We start from the raw sequence: 14958 nt of genomic DNA on the forward strand, positions 1-14958 counted from the left end.
TCATTTTCGAGCCCGCCATCACGAACGCTCCTTGAGAGGCAAGCTGCGAGGACGCTCGAGCCACCCTCCCTCGCCATCGGGAACAATCTCTATAACGTCGATCTCGGACTCGGTAATTGCCGAAATACGACCATCGTTACGGCCCAGGTAATCCCCGACCTTGATGCGATGCACGCCACCCGCACCTTTCACCAACCCATAGGTAGAGCCGTCATTGGACAGGGTGCCGACCATTTCGAATGTTTCGATGTTGAAACCTTCAAGGAACTGCTTGACCCGGGTTTCGTCAGGCTTGATGTCCTTCGAACCCTTCTTCTGCGCATTGAGCTCGATCTTGATCGGCGGCTGGAAAGGACTGCGCATGTTCGCAGCCTTATAGACGAACGCTTCGTACACTGGCGATTTGGGAATCGCTTCGACCTTGCCGTTGGGGCGGGCGCGCTGCTGATCCATGAACTCTTGCAGATCAGCGAAATCGCTGCTTCCCGAACATCCCGCCAGGTAGACGACCATGGCAGGTAAATACAACAGACGGGCTACTTTCATTTTTTCTTCAGCCCCTGATCATTGTAGCGATAGGTCTTGGCCAGGATACTCATGCGCAGCTTGGTAGTGCTGCCCTCGGCTGCCGGCTTGATCTCGAAATCATGCAGGGTCACGATACGCGGCAAGCTGGAAACGCCGCTGACGAATGTCGCGAGGTCGTGATAGCCGCCGACGACCGATATCTGGATAGGCAACTCGATGTAGAACTGCTGGGTGACTTCCGGCTGCAGCTTGATTTCCTCGAATTCAAGACCGCTGTCGAGGCCTTGGCGCGTGATGTCCTCCAGCAACCCAGGCACCTCGGTATCGCTGGGCAGTTGCTTGAGCAAGGCACTGAAGGAGTTCTCCATCTCCACCATCTGGGCCTTGTATACCTCCAGATTGGCGGCCTGGAAGGCCTTGTCGGAGAACTTGCCCTTCAGCGTTTCCTCTTCCGCGACCACCGAAGCCAGTCGATCCTGCAGGTCCTCCAAGTAGAGCTTATAGCCCACGCCCAGGGAAATGATCAGCAGCAGGATACAGGCGATAACCTTCACTACTGGCGGCCAGGCGCCAAGATTGTTGACGTCGAGCTCGGATAGATTGACTTTCTTCAAAGACTCTAAGGATTCGGTAAGGCTCATTTCTTGGCCCTCCCTTTGCTAGCGGCAGGCTTGCTTGCGGTACTGCCCTGAACTTCTTCGCTGGCATCGTCGCCAGGGCGCGTCTGCTGAACGGTCAGTTTGAACACATTGGCCTGATCGATGGCTCCTGCGGTCACAGCCTTGACCTCGGCGAGGTTGGGCGCTGTCAGCCATTCGGAAGCCGCCATGTTGCGCATCAGGTTGGAAACCCGGCTGTTGGATTCAGCAGCACCAGAAATGGCGATGGTCTTGCCAGACATTTTCAGCTCGGTGAAATAAACGCCATCCTGCAAAGTGCGAACCAATTGATCGAATACGTGTCCGATTATTGGCCGGTTACCCTGCAGGTCCTGAATGACTTTCATACGTTCGATCAACTGCTGGCGACGCGCCTTGAGCTCATTGATTTCCTTGATTCGGGCGTCGAGCACGGCGATTTCCTTCTTGATGAAATCATTGCGCGCGCTCTGCTGCTCGATTGCACCTTCAAGGTACTGCCCACCAAGAAAGATGATGCCAGCGCCAAGAACCAGCACACCGACCAGCGACACGATAAAACGCTGCTTGCGCTCCTCGCGCAGTTGCTCGCGCCAAGGTAAAAGGTTGATCCGTGCCATCAGTCGAAACTCCTCATCGCCAAGCCGCACGCAATCATCAACGCTGGCGCATCGCTTGCCAGGGCCCCCGCATTGACCTTGCTGCCCAGCGCCATGTCGGCGAATGGATTTGCAACTTGAGTGGGAGTGCCGATCTTTTGCTGGATCATACGATCCAGATCAGGAATGGATGCGGTACCGCCTGCCAGCAGGATGTAGTCGACGTCATTGAACTGTCCGGCCGCGAAAAAGAATTGCAGCGAGCGGGAAACCTGCTGGACCACCGCCTCCTTGAATGGCAGCAGCACTTCGTTCTCGTAGTCATCCGGCAGGCCGCCCTGCTTCTTGGCAAGTCCGGCCTCGTCCACCGAGAGGCCATAGCGGCGCTGGATTTCCTCGGTCAACTGACGGCCGCCGAACATTTGCTCGCGGGTATAGATAGTACGCCCGCCATGCAGCACGCTGAGCGTGGTCATGGTCGCGCCGATGTCGACGACGGCAACGGTCAGGTCTTCGTGTCCACTGCCCAGTTGCGGCGCTAAGAGACCATATGCGCGCTCCAGTGCGTACGCTTCGACATCGACCACCTTGGGCGTCAGGCCAGCCAGCCCCAGTGCCGCCTCACGCACTTCGACGTTTTCCTTGCGGCATGCGGCAAGGAGAACCTCGACCCGTTCTGCGTTGCGCGCGGATACTCCCTGGACCTCGAAGTCGATGGCGACCTCCTCCAGCGGGTAGGGAATGTACTGATCGGCCTCGACCTTGAGCTGGGTTTCCAGTTCGTCTTCGGAAAGCCCCGCTTCCATTTCGATGGTCTTGGTGATGACTGCGGAACCTGCAACGGCGACCGCCACGGACTTGACCCCGGTCTTGGCCTTGGCCAGTACTCGGGAAAGTGCCTGGCCGACGCCCTCCAGCTCGGCAATGTTCTTCTCGACCACGGCATTGGGCGGCAGCGGCTCGACGGCATAAGCCTCGACCTTGTAGCGGCTACCTGTCCGACTCAATTCAAGGAGCTTTACCGAGGTCGAACTTATATCGATCCCCAGAAGCGTATTCGCTTTCTTACTGAAGAGCCCTAGCACGACCGTTTTCCTTCTGCATCCGAGACTTACGGACTATTTATGTTTTTCCACATTAAATAACAGTCTTGACAGAAGCGCAAATAGCTCCCCGTCAAAAAAAACGCTTATAATGTGAACAGTTTTTCCCTTATCTACTGCGCGCAATACTTAACTCTTTCTTTTATCTGGAAATCCACGGAACCCAATGCGTCTGCTGAAGTTTATATGGTGGTCCTGCGTCGCCATTTTTTGTGGTTTGCTGCTCAGTTTTAGTGGTGCATTCCTCTATCTGAGCCCAAGCCTCCCCTCCGTCGAATCCCTGCGCAGCATTCAGTTGCAGATCCCGCTGAGGATCTATAGCAGCGATCAGAAACTGATTGCCGAATTCGGCGAAATGCGTCGCTCCCCCATTCGCTTCGACGACATTCCACCAGACTTCATCCAGGCACTGCTCTCTGCCGAAGATGACAACTTCGCCAATCATTATGGCGTCGACTTCAGCAGCCTGATGCGCGCTGCTACGCAGTTATTGTCGAGCGGCCACATTCAGTCCGGCGGCAGTACCATCACGATGCAGGTCGCGAAGAACTACTTCCTCACCAACGAGCGCAGTTTCTCGCGCAAGATCAGCGAAATCCTCCTTGCCTTGCAAATTGAGCGCCAACTCACCAAGAACGAGATCCTGGAGCTCTACGTCAACAAGATCTACCTCGGCAACCGTGCCTACGGTATCGAGGCCGCGTCACAGATTTACTACGGCAAGTCGATCCGCGACGCGAGCCTGGCGCAAATGGCCATGATCGCCGGCCTGCCCAAGGCACCCTCCCGCTACAATCCACTGGTCAACCCGACACGCAGCAAGGAGCGGCGCGACTGGATCCTTGGCCGCATGCTGCGCCTGGGCAAGATCGACCAGGCCCGCTACAACGCGGCGCTGGCCGAGCCGATCGACGCCCATTATCACGTACAGCCCCCCGAACTGAATGCGCCCTATATCGCAGAAATGGCCCGCGCCGAAATGGTCGGCCGCTATGGCAGCGACGCGTACACGGAAGGCTTCCGAGTAACCCTGACCGTTCCATCTCCCCTGCAGGAGGCAGCGAACAAGGCACTGCATGATGGGTTGATCAGCTACGACCAGCGCCACGGCTATCGCAGCCCCGAGACTCGCCTGCCCGGCCAGACCCGTGAGGCCTGGATTGCCGAACTGGCCAAGCACCGCACTATCGGCGGGCTGGAACCCGCCGTGGTCAGTCAGATCGAAAAGAGCGGCATCCTGGTTATCACCCGCGATGGCCAGGAGCAGGCGGTATCCTGGGACAGCATGAAATGGGCACGCCCCTTCCTCAACACCAACAGCATCGGTGCCAAGCCCCAGCAGCCCGCTGACGTGGTACAGATCGGCGACATGATCCGCGTCGAACGCGACAAGGAAAACAACACGCTGACCTTCAGCCAGGTCCCCGCCGCGCAAAGCGCCCTGGTTTCGCTCGACCCGCAGAGCGGGGCGATCCGCGCGCTGGCCGGCGGCTTCGCCTTCGAGCAGAGCAACTACAACCGGGTCACCCAGGCCAAGCGCCAGCCAGGCTCCAGCTTCAAGCCGTTCATTTATAGCGCCGCCCTCGACACCGGCTTCACCGCCGCCAGCCTGGTCAACGATGCGCCCATCGTGTTCCAGGAGGCCGGCATGGAGGAAGCCTGGCGACCGAAGAACGACAACAACACCTTCCTCGGCCCGATCCGCCTGCGCGAAGCGTTGTACAAGTCGCGCAACCTGGTCTCGATCCGCCTGCTGCAAACCATCGGCATCGACTACGCGCTCAACTACGTCAGCCGCTTCGGCTTCAACAAGCAGGACCTGCCACGCAACCTGTCCCTGGCCCTGGGCACGGCCAACCTGACACCAATGGAAATCGCCACGGGCTGGACCGCCTTCGCCAACGGCGGCTACAAGGTCCAGCCCTACCTGATCGACCGCATCGAAAGCCGCGATGGCAAGACCCTGTTCACCGCCAACCCGGCGCGCACCGCGGACAGCGCCCGCGACATCCAGGAAGAGAACACCGTCAAACTGTCGAAGGACCCGGCCGCCAGCGTGGTCGAACCGGTCGCCGCCGAGCAGATCATCGATGAACGCACCGCCTACATCATGACCAGCATGCTGCAGGATGTGATCAAACGCGGCACAGGTCGACGCGCTTTGGCAATGGGCCGCGGCGACATCGCCGGCAAGACCGGCACCACCAACGAATCGAAGGACAGTTGGTTCTCCGGCTACAACGCCGACTACGTGACCACCGTCTGGTCGGGCTTCGACCAGCCGGAAAGCCTGGGCCGCCAGGAGTTCGGCGGCACCGTGTCGCTGCCGATCTGGATGGCGTACATGGCGGCGGCGCTGAAGGACAAACCTGAGCATCTGCCGAAGGAACCGGAAGGCCTGCTGTCACTGCGGGTCGATCCCGTCAGCGGCCGCGCCGCCACGCCAGGCTCGCCAAACGCCTACTTCGAGCTGTTCAAGAGCGAGGACTCGCCGCCGCCCATGAATGAAATAGAGGGTGGTCCTGCGGTTCCAGGCAGCCCGCTGCCGGCGGACGAGTCAGCACCGCTGGATCTGTTCTGAAAAAATCTCGAGCAATAAAAAAACCGCCGCGGCGGTTTTTTTATTGCGATCGAATCAGCGCTCAGCCTTTGAATACATCATCCACCGACGTCAGCGGATAGTGCTTCGGATACGGCAGCAGCGCCACGCCAGTCTCGATGGCGGCCTTGGCGACCGCGTCGGAGATGACGGTGATCAGGCGAGCGTCCAGCGGCTTGGGAATGATGTACTCGCGCCCGAACGACAGCGCGACACCACCATAGGCATCGGACACCTCCTGAGGCACCGGCAGCTTGGCCAGGTCACGCAGGGCCAGGGCAGCAGCGATCTTCATCTCCTCGTTGATGCGGGTCGCTCGAACGTCCAGCGCGCCGCGGAAGATGAAGGGGAAGCCCAGCACGTTGTTGACCTGGTTCGGATAATCCGAACGCCCGGTCGCCATGATCACGTCATCGCGAGTGGCGTGGGCCAGCTCCGGCTTGATCTCCGGGTCCGGGTTGGAACAGGCGAAGACCACCGGATTCGGCGCCATGCGTAGCAGGTCTTCCGAGCCCAGCAGGTTGGCACCGGACAGGCCGACGAATACGTCCGCGCCATCGAGTGCCTCGGACAGGGTGCGCTTGTCGGTCTCGTGGGCGAACACCGCCTTGTACTGGTTCAGGTCGTCGCGACCGGCATGGATCACGCCTTTGCGATCGATCATGAAAATGTTCTCGACCTTGGCCCCCATGCTGATCAGCAGCTTCATGCAGGAAATCGCCGCAGCGCCAGCGCCAAGGCAGACGACCTTCGCTTCCGGCAGGGTCTTGCCGGCGATTTCCAGGGCGTTGAGCATACCCGCGGCGGTGACGATGGCGGTGCCGTGCTGGTCGTCGTGGAATACCGGGATATCGCACTGTTCGATCAGCGCACGCTCGATCTCGAAACACTCGGGCGCCTTGATGTCTTCGAGGTTGATGCCACCGAAGGTGATGGAAATACGCTTCACGGTATCGATGAAGGCCTGCGGGCTTTCGGCATCGACTTCGATATCGAAGACATCGACACCGGCGAAGCGCTTGAACAGAACCCCCTTGCCTTCCATGACCGGCTTGGAGGCCAGCGGGCCGAGGTCGCCCAGGCCGAGAATGGCGGTGCCGTCGGAGATAACGGCAACCAGGTTGCCTTTGCCGGTGTAGCGATAGGCCAGCTCCGGGTCGCGAGCGATTTCGCGCACAGGCTCGGCGACCCCCGGACTGTATGCCAGGGCCAGGTCACGAGCGGTCGCGGTGGGCTTGGTCAGCTCCACGCTCAGTTTTCCAGGGCGAGGATTGGCGTGGTATTCGAGAGCGGCAGTTTTTAGGTCAGACATATTGGTTATTTCCGCTGTTGCTATGAAAAGCAGGCGTCGGAGCATACGCAAGATGAATACACGTCACAAGATTGGTCGGACCAGTCCGGATTCGGCGCCCACAGACTCAGCCTAGTCGCTGCCTGACAGGCGAATCATCCGCGAATGAGTCAGAGGCAGTAGCCATCTCGCCTGCGCGACGGCGCCGCCATTACGGCTACGGTCGACGATCCAGCCACGCACCTCGACTTCGCGCCCGATCATGCGCCGCAATGACGCCTCGTCGAAACTGTCGACTCGCCGCCTGTCGATGTGTGCGACCAGACCGCCACGCAGCTCGATCCACAGGCCACCACGATTACGCTCGACGGCCGTCACGCTTGCGCGCACCAGCGCGAAACCGCTGCGGCGGATGGCCTTCGGCGTGATCACCACGGGCTGTCGCCACAGTCCCAGGGCGGCGGTACGCGCATGGCGCTCGGCCTCGTCCAGGCATTGCAACCAGGCATCGCCTGGCGCATAGGCGATCAGATAGGCAAAGCCTTCCGCCAGCAACAGGGCTTCCAGGCTGCGATTGCGTGTGTCGTACAGATGAGCGAGGGTACGCCCGTAGCGATCCCGGGCCGGGTCTCCGGAAGCCAGCCTTAGCCGCCCAGCGGACTCATCGACCAGCGCCTGCAGGCGCTGTCTTGCGCGCTGGGCGAACGGTTCGTCGGCACGACCACGTCCGGCGAGTTCCGGGGCGTTGATGCCGATGAGGCGCACGCTGCGACCATCCTGGAGGCGCACGGTATCGCCATCCACCACCCTGGCCACCGCGACGGACTCCAGACCATCAGGCTGCGGGCATTGCGCCCAGGCCACGAGCGGCAGCACGGCAGAAACGAAAAAGGCGCCCAGAAAGGGCGCCTTTTTCAGCAACTCGAAGAAGGCCATCGGGCTTTCCGCGATGATTCGGCCAATTACTTGGCGCCGAACACACCGAAACGCTGCTTGAAGCGGTCGATACGGCCACCGGTGTCCAGCACTTTCTGCTTGCCGGTGTAGAACGGGTGGCACTCGGAGCACACGTCCAGGCTCAGCGACTTGCCCAGGGTGGAGCGAGTGTTGATGACGTTGCCGCAGCTGCAGGTCGCAGTCACTTCTACGTAGTTCGGGTGGATATCAGCTTTCATCGCATTTTCCTCGGTGGGTGTGCCGCCACTCGACGCCATTGTCGAGTACCGCACGGAATAAGGCGGCGGATAATACCAGACATACCCTGCACTGCAAGCGCAACGATACGCCGCCTGTCCGCCAGCGTGCTAGCATCGCCAACCCTGCGAACGAGCCATCCCGCCTCGGAGTGAGCGTGCCCGATACCATCCTGCGCCTGGCCCTGCCTTCGCCCCTGCGGCGCCTGTTCGATTACCTGGCGCCTGCCGGCTTTCCACGCAGTGCGCTGCAGCCGGGCGTCCGCCTGCGCGTGCCCTTCGGCAGGCGCGAGGTCATCGGCATCCTGGTGGAACTCAGCGACCGCAGCGAGGTGCCGGCGAACAAGCTCAAGCCAGCCCTGGAACTGCTCGACCGCACGCCAGCGCTACCGGAATCGCTGTTCAGGCTGTGCCTGTGGACCGCCCAGTATTACCAGCACAGCCTGGGCGATACCTTGAGCTGGGCGCTGCCTGTGCTGCTACGCCAGGGCGAGCTCGCCGAAGCACGCCAGGAGCGCTTCTGGCTAGTCAGTCCGGGAGCCAATCCGGACGATCCGCGCCTGGCCCGCGCCCCGCGCCAGCGCGAAGCGCTGCGCACCCTTGCCCAGCATCATCATGGCGTACCGCACACGCTGTTGAGCAAGCTGCAATTGAACAAGGACAGCCTCGACCTGCTCCTGCAAAAAGAACTGGTGCACGTGGAAATCCGTCGCAGCGCCCCCTTGCAAAGACACGGCAGCAGTTGGCTGGCGCAACCGGAGCTGCCACTCAATGCCCAGCAGCGCGCCGCCTTCAACGCCGTGCAATCGGGCATGGACGACTTCGGCGCCTTCCTTCTTTATGGCGTGACCGGCAGCGGCAAGACCGAGGTCTACCTGCAACTGATCCGCCACGCCCTGGAGGCAGGCAAGCAAGTGCTGGTGCTGATTCCGGAAATCAACCTCGGCCCCCAGACCTTCGAACGCTTCTCGCGGCGCTTCAACGCGCGCATCGCCCTGCTCCACTCAGGCATCAACGACCGCGACCGCCTCGACGCCTGGCTGGCCGCGCGCGATGGCGAAGCCGACATCGTCATCGGTACCCGCTCGGCGTTGTTCACGCCGCTGAAGCGGCCAGGCCTGATCATCGTCGACGAAGAACACGACGGCTCCTATAAACAGCAAGAAGGCTTGCGCTACCACGCCCGCGACCTGGCCCTGGTGCGGGCGCGCCAGGAAAACCTGCCCATCGTGCTCGGCTCTGCCACACCTTCACTGGAAAGCCTGCACAACGCCCATGCCGGCCGCTATGCCTTGCTCAAGCTCAGCGAACGTGCCGGCAACGCCAAGCCGCCGCGCTTCCTGCGCCTGGATGTGAAGAGCCTGCCGCTCGACTCCGGTATCAGCGGCCCGCTGCAACAGGCCATCGGCAAGACCCTGGAGGCTGGCCAACAGGTGCTGGTGTTCCTCAACCGTCGCGGCTTCGCGCCGACCCTGCTGTGCCACGACTGCGGCTGGATCAGCCAGTGCCCACGCTGCGACGCGCGCATGACCCTGCACCAGCGTCACAACGAACTGCGCTGCCATCACTGCGGCCATGTCGAGCGCGTGCCACGCCAGTGCCCGGAATGCTCGCAGGTCGACCTGCGCCCGGTCGGCGCCGGTACCGAGCGGGCCGAGGAGCGCCTGGCCCTGCTGTTTCCCGATTACCCGGTGTTTCGCGTCGACCGCGACAGCACTGCGCGCAAGGGCGCGATGGACAAGCTGTTCACCACCATCAGCAAAGGCGAGCCCTGCCTGCTGGTCGGCACGCAGATGTTGGCCAAGGGTCACCACTTTCCCCGCGTGACCCTGGTCGCGATTCTCGATGCCGATGGTGGCCTGTTTTCCGCCGACTTCCGCGCCAGCGAGCGCATGGCCCAATTGATCGTCCAGGTCGCTGGCCGCGCCGGACGGGCGGACGAGCCCGGCAAGGTGATCATCCAGAGCCACCTGGCCGATCACCCGCTGCTGGTGCAGCTCACCGAGCAAGGCTACACGGCATTCGCCGAGCAGGCCCTGAGCGAACGCCGCAGCGCCAGTTGGCCGCCCTTCTCGCACCTTGCCCTGTTGCGCGCCGAGGCGCACAAGCCGGGCCAGGCGGAAAGCTTTCTCGACGAAGCCTGCACAATCGCTGAACAGCTCATGCAGCAAGGAGTTGGCTCGAACATCGAACTTCTCGGCCCGGTTCCTGCTCCCATGGAGCGGCGCGCCGGGCGCTATCGCGCTCAGCTTCTGTTGCAGGCAGGCCAGCGGGCACCGCTGCACCGCCTGCTCGCCACCTGGCTCCTCGCACTGGAAGCACTGCCTTCAGGACGCGCGGTACGCTGGTCGCTGGACGTCGATCCGATGGACATGTTCTAGCGTTTCAGCGCTCGCGGCTTGAAGGCATGCCCCCTGCGCACCGATAATCCCCCGTTTTCGACCCGCCAAGGCCGACCGAGCAGACCATGAAAGACACGATTCGCCACCTGATCCAGCAAGCCCTGACTCAACTGACCGCGGACGGCGTGCTGCCCGAGGGCCTCGCCCCGGCGATCCAGGTGGAGAACACCAAGGACAAGAGCAACGGCGACTTCGCCAGCAACATCGCCATGATGCTGTCCAAGCAGGCCGGCATGAAACCACGCGACCTGGCCGAGAAGCTGGTCGCCGCGCTGCCGGCAGACGACGGCATCGCCAAGGTCGAGATCGCCGGGCCGGGCTTCCTCAATTTTTTCCAGAACAGCGATGCCCTGGCCCAGCGCCTGGAGGCGGCGCTGGCCGACACCAGGCTCGGCGTGCGCAAGAGTGGCGCCAGCCAGCGCACCGTGGTCGATCTTTCCGCGCCCAACCTGGCCAAGGAAATGCACGTCGGCCACCTGCGCTCGACCATCATCGGCGACGGCGTGGCGCGGGTCCTGGAGTTCCTTGGCGACGAGGTGATCCGGCAGAACCACGTCGGCGACTGGGGCACCCAGTTCGGCATGCTGCTGGCCTACATGCAGGAGCAGCCGGTCGGTAGCGATGCCGAGCTGTCCGACCTGGAAACCTTCTACCGCGCGGCGAAGAAGCGCTTCGACGACTCCGCCGAATTCGCCGACCGTGCCCGCGAACTGGTGGTCAAGCTGCAGGCCGGCGATGCCGAGTGCCTGCGCCTGTGGCACCGCTTCAACGATATCTCCCTGAGCCACTGCCAGGCCCTCTACGACCGCCTCGGCGTCAAGCTGAGCATGGCCGACGTCAAGGGCGAGAGCGCCTACAACGATGACCTGGCCAAGGTCATCGCCGACCTGGATGCCAAGGGCCTGCTGACCGAGAGCGATGGCGCCCGCTGCGTGTTCATGGAGGAATTCAAGAACGCCGAAGGCAACCCGCTGCCACTGATCGTGCAGAAAGCGGGAGGCGGCTACCTGTACGCCACCACGGACCTGGCGGCGACCCGCTACCGTGCCAACGTGCTCAAGGCGGACCGCGCCCTGTATTTCGTCGACCAGCGCCAGGCCCTGCACTTCCAGATGGTCTTTGCCGCCGCGCGCCTGGCCGGCTTCGTGCCACCCTCGATGGACCTGGAACACATGGGTTTCGGCACCATGAACGGTGCCGACGGCAAGCCGTTCAAGACCCGCGACGGCGGCACGGTAAAGCTGGTCGACCTGCTCGAAGAGGCCGAGCAGCGCGCCTACGCCCTGGTGAAAGGCAAGAACCCCGAACTGGACGACGCCGAGCTGCGCCAGATCGCCAGCGCCGTGGGCATCGGCGCGGTGAAGTACGCCGACCTGTCCAAGCACCGCACCAGCGACTACAGCTTCAACTTCGAACTGATGCTGAGCTTCGAGGGCAACACCGCGCCTTATCTGCTGTACGCCTACACCCGCGTGGCCAGCATCTTCCGCAAGCTGGGCAAAGGCGTCGACGAGATCGGCGGGCGGATCACCCTGGTCGCCGACCAGGAACAGGCATTGGCCGGCAAGCTCGCGCAGTTCGCCGACGTGCTCAACGGTATCGCCGACAAGGGTACGCCACACCTGCTATGCGCCTACCTCTACGACCTGGCCGGCCTGTTCTCCAGCTTCTACGAGAACTGCCCGGTGCTGACCGCCGAGGACGAAACGACCCGTAACAGCCGCCTGCGCCTCGCCGCGCTGACCGGCCGTACCCTGAAACAGGGCCTGGAGCTGCTGGGCCTGCGAACCCTGGAGCGCATGTAAGTGGCGGCAAAGAAAAAAGCGGCGCCCAAACGCGGCGCCAGCCGCTACCAGGCGCCGAAGAAGAAGCCGGTTCCCGGCTGGATCTGGCTGGCCTGCGGCCTGGTGATCGGCGGCTTCATGGTGTTCCTGTTCAGCCTCGAACCGGGTCGCAACGAGGTCAAGCGCACCAAGCCCGAGGAGCAGAAAGCCAGTGCCGCCAAGCCCGCACCGGCCAGCGGCACCGCAGCCAATGACCCGGTCAAGCCGAAGTACGACTTCTACACCCTGCTGCCCGAGTCCGAAGTGATCGTGCCGCCGGACGCCATGCCACAGCAGACGCCAGCCGTTCCGCCACAGAAGCCCGTGACGCCGGAAGAAGCGGCGAAGATCGACGCCGCGCGAGCCGAAGCGCTGCTCAATGGCCGGACGCCTCCGCCGCCGCCGACCGTGGCCAGCGCCCAGACCACGGCGCCAACGCCGCCTGCCGCGACGCCGACCAACACCGCGCCGCTGACGACCCAGTTCTTCCTCCAGGCCGGCTCGTTCCGCAAGCAGCAGGACGCCGACAGGGTACGCGCGCAGATCATCCTGCTCGGCCAGAACGTCTCGGTGGAATCCGGCACCGTGCGCGACGAAACCTGGTACCGCGTGCTGGTCGGTCCCTATGCCAGTCGCGAACAGCTCGCCGCGGCGCAGAAACAGTTGGCCGCCAGCGGCTACAGCAATCTGCTGCTGCAACAGCGCCAATCAAGGCGCTGATCCGATATCCGTGGCCGGCCATGGTTGAAAAACCCGGCCGGCCACCCCATTTGTGTCTCCTATCCGGGCAAAACCGCCCCGCTGCGTGGAGACTTTCCCTTGACCACCATCGTTTCAGTTCGCCGCAACGGCAAAGTCGTCATGGGCGGCGACGGCCAGGTATCGCTCGGCAACACCGTGATGAAAGGCAACGCCAAGAAGGTCCGCCGCCTGTACCACGGCCAGGTGCTGGCTGGCTTCGCTGGCGCCACCGCCGACGCCTTCACCCTGTTCGAGCGCTTCGAAGGCCAGCTTGAGAAACACCAGGGCCATCTGGTGCGCGCCGCCGTCGAACTGGCCAAAGACTGGCGCACCGACCGCTCCCTGAGCCGCCTGGAAGCCATGCTGGCGGTGGCCAACAAGGACGCCTCGCTGATCATCACCGGCAACGGCGACGTGGTCGAGCCCGAGCATGGCTTGATCGCCATGGGCTCGGGAGGCGGTTTCGCCCAGGCCGCGGCCATGGCCCTGCTGCAGAAGACCGACCTGACCGCTCGCGAGATCACCGAGACGGCATTGAACATTGCCGGATCGATCTGTGTCTTTACTAACCAGAACCTGACCATTGAGGAGCAGGACTGCGCGGAATAAGCGCAGGCCGCACCGGAGCAAACAAGCATGTCCATGACGCCCCGCGAGATCGTCCACGAACTCAATCGCCATATCATCGGCCAGGACGACGCCAAGCGTGCCGTAGCCATCGCCCTGCGCAACCGCTGGCGGCGCATGCAGTTGCCCGCCGAACTGCGCCAGGAAGTGACCCCGAAGAATATCCTGATGATCGGCCCCACCGGGGTCGGCAAGACCGAGATCGCCCGACGCCTGGCCAAGCTGGCCAACGCGCCGTTCCTCAAGGTGGAAGCGACCAAGTTCACCGAAGTCGGTTACGTCGGCCGTGACGTCGAATCGATCATCCGTGATCTGGCCGACGCTTCGATCAAGCTGCTGCGCGAGCAGGAAATCGTCCGCGTCCAGCACCGTGCCGCCGATGCCGCGGAAGAACGCATCCTCGATGCCCTGCTGCCGCCAGCCCGCTCGTTCAACGAAGAGGCCGCGCAAAGCACCGATTCCAACACCCGCCAGCTGTTCCGCAAGCGCCTGCGCGAAGGCCAACTGGACGACAAGGAAATCGAGATCGAAGTCGCCGAACAGCCGGCCGGCATCGAGATCATGACCCCGCCGGGCATGGAGGAAATGACCAACCAGTTGCAGGGTCTGTTCGCCAACCTCGGCAAGGGCAAGAAAAAGAACCGCAAGCTCAAGGTCAAGGACGCGCTCAAGCTGGTCCGCGACGAAGAAGCCGCGCGCCTGGTCAATGAGGAAGAACTCAAGGCCCGCGCCCTGGAAGCCGTCGAGCAACACGGCATCGTGTTCATCGACGAGATCGACAAGGTCGCCAAGCGCGCCAATACCGGCGGCGCCGACGTCTCCCGCGAAGGCGTGCAGCGCGACCTGTTGCCGCTGATCGAAGGCTGCACGGTCAACACCAAGCTGGGCATGGTCAAGACCGACCACATCCTGTTCATCGCGTCCGGCGCCTTCCACCTGAGCAAGCCCAGCGACCTGGTGCCCGAGCTGCAGGGGCGCCTGCCGATCCGGGTCGAACTGAAGGCGCTGACCCCGGAGGATTTCGAACGCATCCTCACCGAACCCCACGCCGCGCTGACCGAACAGTACAGCGAACTGCTGAAGACCGAGGGGCTGCACATCCAGTTCGCCGAAGATGGCATCAAGCGCATCGCCGAGATCGCCTGGCAGGTCAACGAGAAGACTGAGAACATCGGTGCCCGTCGCCTGCACACCCTGCTCGAACGCCTGCTGGAGGAAGTCTCCTTCAGCGCCGGCGACCTGGCCGGCCAGCAGAACGGCGAACCGATCGTCATCGACGCGGACTACGTCAACGGCCACCTGGGCGAACTGGCCCAGGACGAAGACCTGTCGCGCTACATCCTCTGAAGCAGCCATGAGCGCCAAGCTACAAGCGTAAAGTCAGAAACGTTGCCCTGACTCCACTTGTAGCTTG

13 protein-coding genes are annotated in these 14958 nt (G+C 62.6%); 6 read left to right on the forward strand and 7 right to left on the reverse strand.

The features are described 5' to 3' along the window. Nucleotides 1–18 precede the first annotated feature (18 nt). From pilP to ACSZPK_RS13095, 4 genes are read right to left on the reverse strand one after another with little or no spacing between them, the layout of a single operon-like run. On the reverse strand, nt 19–546 hold the full coding sequence (gene pilP, locus ACSZPK_RS13080) for a type 4a pilus biogenesis lipoprotein PilP (RefSeq protein WP_437881901.1): 528 nt from the start codon (nt 544–546) through the stop codon (nt 19–21). After that, on the reverse strand, nt 543–1169 hold the full coding sequence (gene pilO, locus ACSZPK_RS13085; RefSeq protein ID WP_437881902.1) for a type 4a pilus biogenesis protein PilO: 627 nt from the start codon (nt 1167–1169) through the stop codon (nt 543–545). Before pilO ends, pilP begins: the two co-directional genes overlap by 4 nt. After that, the gene (locus tag ACSZPK_RS13090; RefSeq protein WP_437881903.1) at nt 1166–1786 is read right to left on the reverse strand and encodes a PilN domain-containing protein; all 621 of its coding nucleotides are present in this window, start codon (nt 1784–1786) and stop codon (nt 1166–1168) included. Before ACSZPK_RS13090 ends, pilO begins: the two co-directional genes overlap by 4 nt. Then, on the reverse strand, nt 1786–2850 hold the full coding sequence (locus ACSZPK_RS13095) for a pilus assembly protein PilM (protein ID WP_437881904.1): 1065 nt from the start codon (nt 2848–2850) through the stop codon (nt 1786–1788). The genes ACSZPK_RS13090 and ACSZPK_RS13095 overlap by 1 nt, the downstream gene beginning before the upstream one ends. 184 nt (nt 2851–3034) lie before the next feature. Between ACSZPK_RS13095 and ACSZPK_RS13100 the strand changes: the two genes are divergently transcribed. Next, complete coding sequence (locus ACSZPK_RS13100; RefSeq protein WP_437881905.1) at nt 3035–5449, forward strand: penicillin-binding protein 1A; 2415 nt, start codon at nt 3035–3037, stop codon at nt 5447–5449. 61 nt (nt 5450–5510) lie between these two features. Here the strand turns inward: ACSZPK_RS13100 and ACSZPK_RS13105 are convergent, their stop codons facing one another. The 3 genes from ACSZPK_RS13105 to rpmE form a co-directional block, all read right to left on the reverse strand. Beyond that, the gene (locus tag ACSZPK_RS13105; protein WP_437881906.1) at nt 5511–6779 is read right to left on the reverse strand and encodes a malic enzyme-like NAD(P)-binding protein; all 1269 of its coding nucleotides are present in this window, start codon (nt 6777–6779) and stop codon (nt 5511–5513) included. A gap of 111 nt (nt 6780–6890) precedes the next feature. Further along, complete coding sequence (locus ACSZPK_RS13110; protein ID WP_437881907.1) at nt 6891–7694, reverse strand: thermonuclease family protein; 804 nt, start codon at nt 7692–7694, stop codon at nt 6891–6893. A gap of 26 nt (nt 7695–7720) precedes the next feature. Then, nucleotides 7721–7933, reverse strand: coding sequence for a 50S ribosomal protein L31 (gene rpmE / locus ACSZPK_RS13115; protein ID WP_437881908.1), 213 nt, complete (start codon nt 7931–7933; stop codon nt 7721–7723). Nucleotides 7934–8109: 176 nt separating this feature from the next. Between rpmE and ACSZPK_RS13120 the strand changes: the two genes are divergently transcribed. The 5 genes from ACSZPK_RS13120 to hslU all read left to right on the forward strand — a co-directional run bounded on the left by ACSZPK_RS13120 (nt 8110) and on the right by hslU (nt 14891). Further along, nucleotides 8110–10332, forward strand: a complete 2223-nt coding sequence (locus ACSZPK_RS13120; RefSeq protein WP_437881909.1) for a primosomal protein N' — start codon at nt 8110–8112, stop codon at nt 10330–10332. 86 nt (nt 10333–10418) lie between these two features. After that, complete coding sequence (argS, locus tag ACSZPK_RS13125; RefSeq protein WP_437881910.1) at nt 10419–12158, forward strand: arginine--tRNA ligase; 1740 nt, start codon at nt 10419–10421, stop codon at nt 12156–12158. Beyond that, on the forward strand, nt 12159–12896 hold the full coding sequence (locus ACSZPK_RS13130; protein WP_437881911.1) for an SPOR domain-containing protein: 738 nt from the start codon (nt 12159–12161) through the stop codon (nt 12894–12896). 99 nt (nt 12897–12995) lie between these two features. Continuing rightward, on the forward strand, nt 12996–13526 hold the full coding sequence (gene hslV / locus ACSZPK_RS13135; RefSeq protein ID WP_437881912.1) for an ATP-dependent protease subunit HslV: 531 nt from the start codon (nt 12996–12998) through the stop codon (nt 13524–13526). Nucleotides 13527–13553: 27 nt separating this feature from the next. After that, the gene (gene hslU, locus ACSZPK_RS13140; RefSeq protein ID WP_437881913.1) at nt 13554–14891 is read left to right on the forward strand and encodes an ATP-dependent protease ATPase subunit HslU; all 1338 of its coding nucleotides are present in this window, start codon (nt 13554–13556) and stop codon (nt 14889–14891) included. The last annotated feature ends 67 nt before the right edge of the window (nt 14892–14958 follow it).

The organism is Pseudomonas sp. LRF_L74 (assembly GCF_965644255.1).
Taxonomy (GTDB): domain Bacteria; phylum Pseudomonadota; class Gammaproteobacteria; order Pseudomonadales; family Pseudomonadaceae; genus Aquipseudomonas.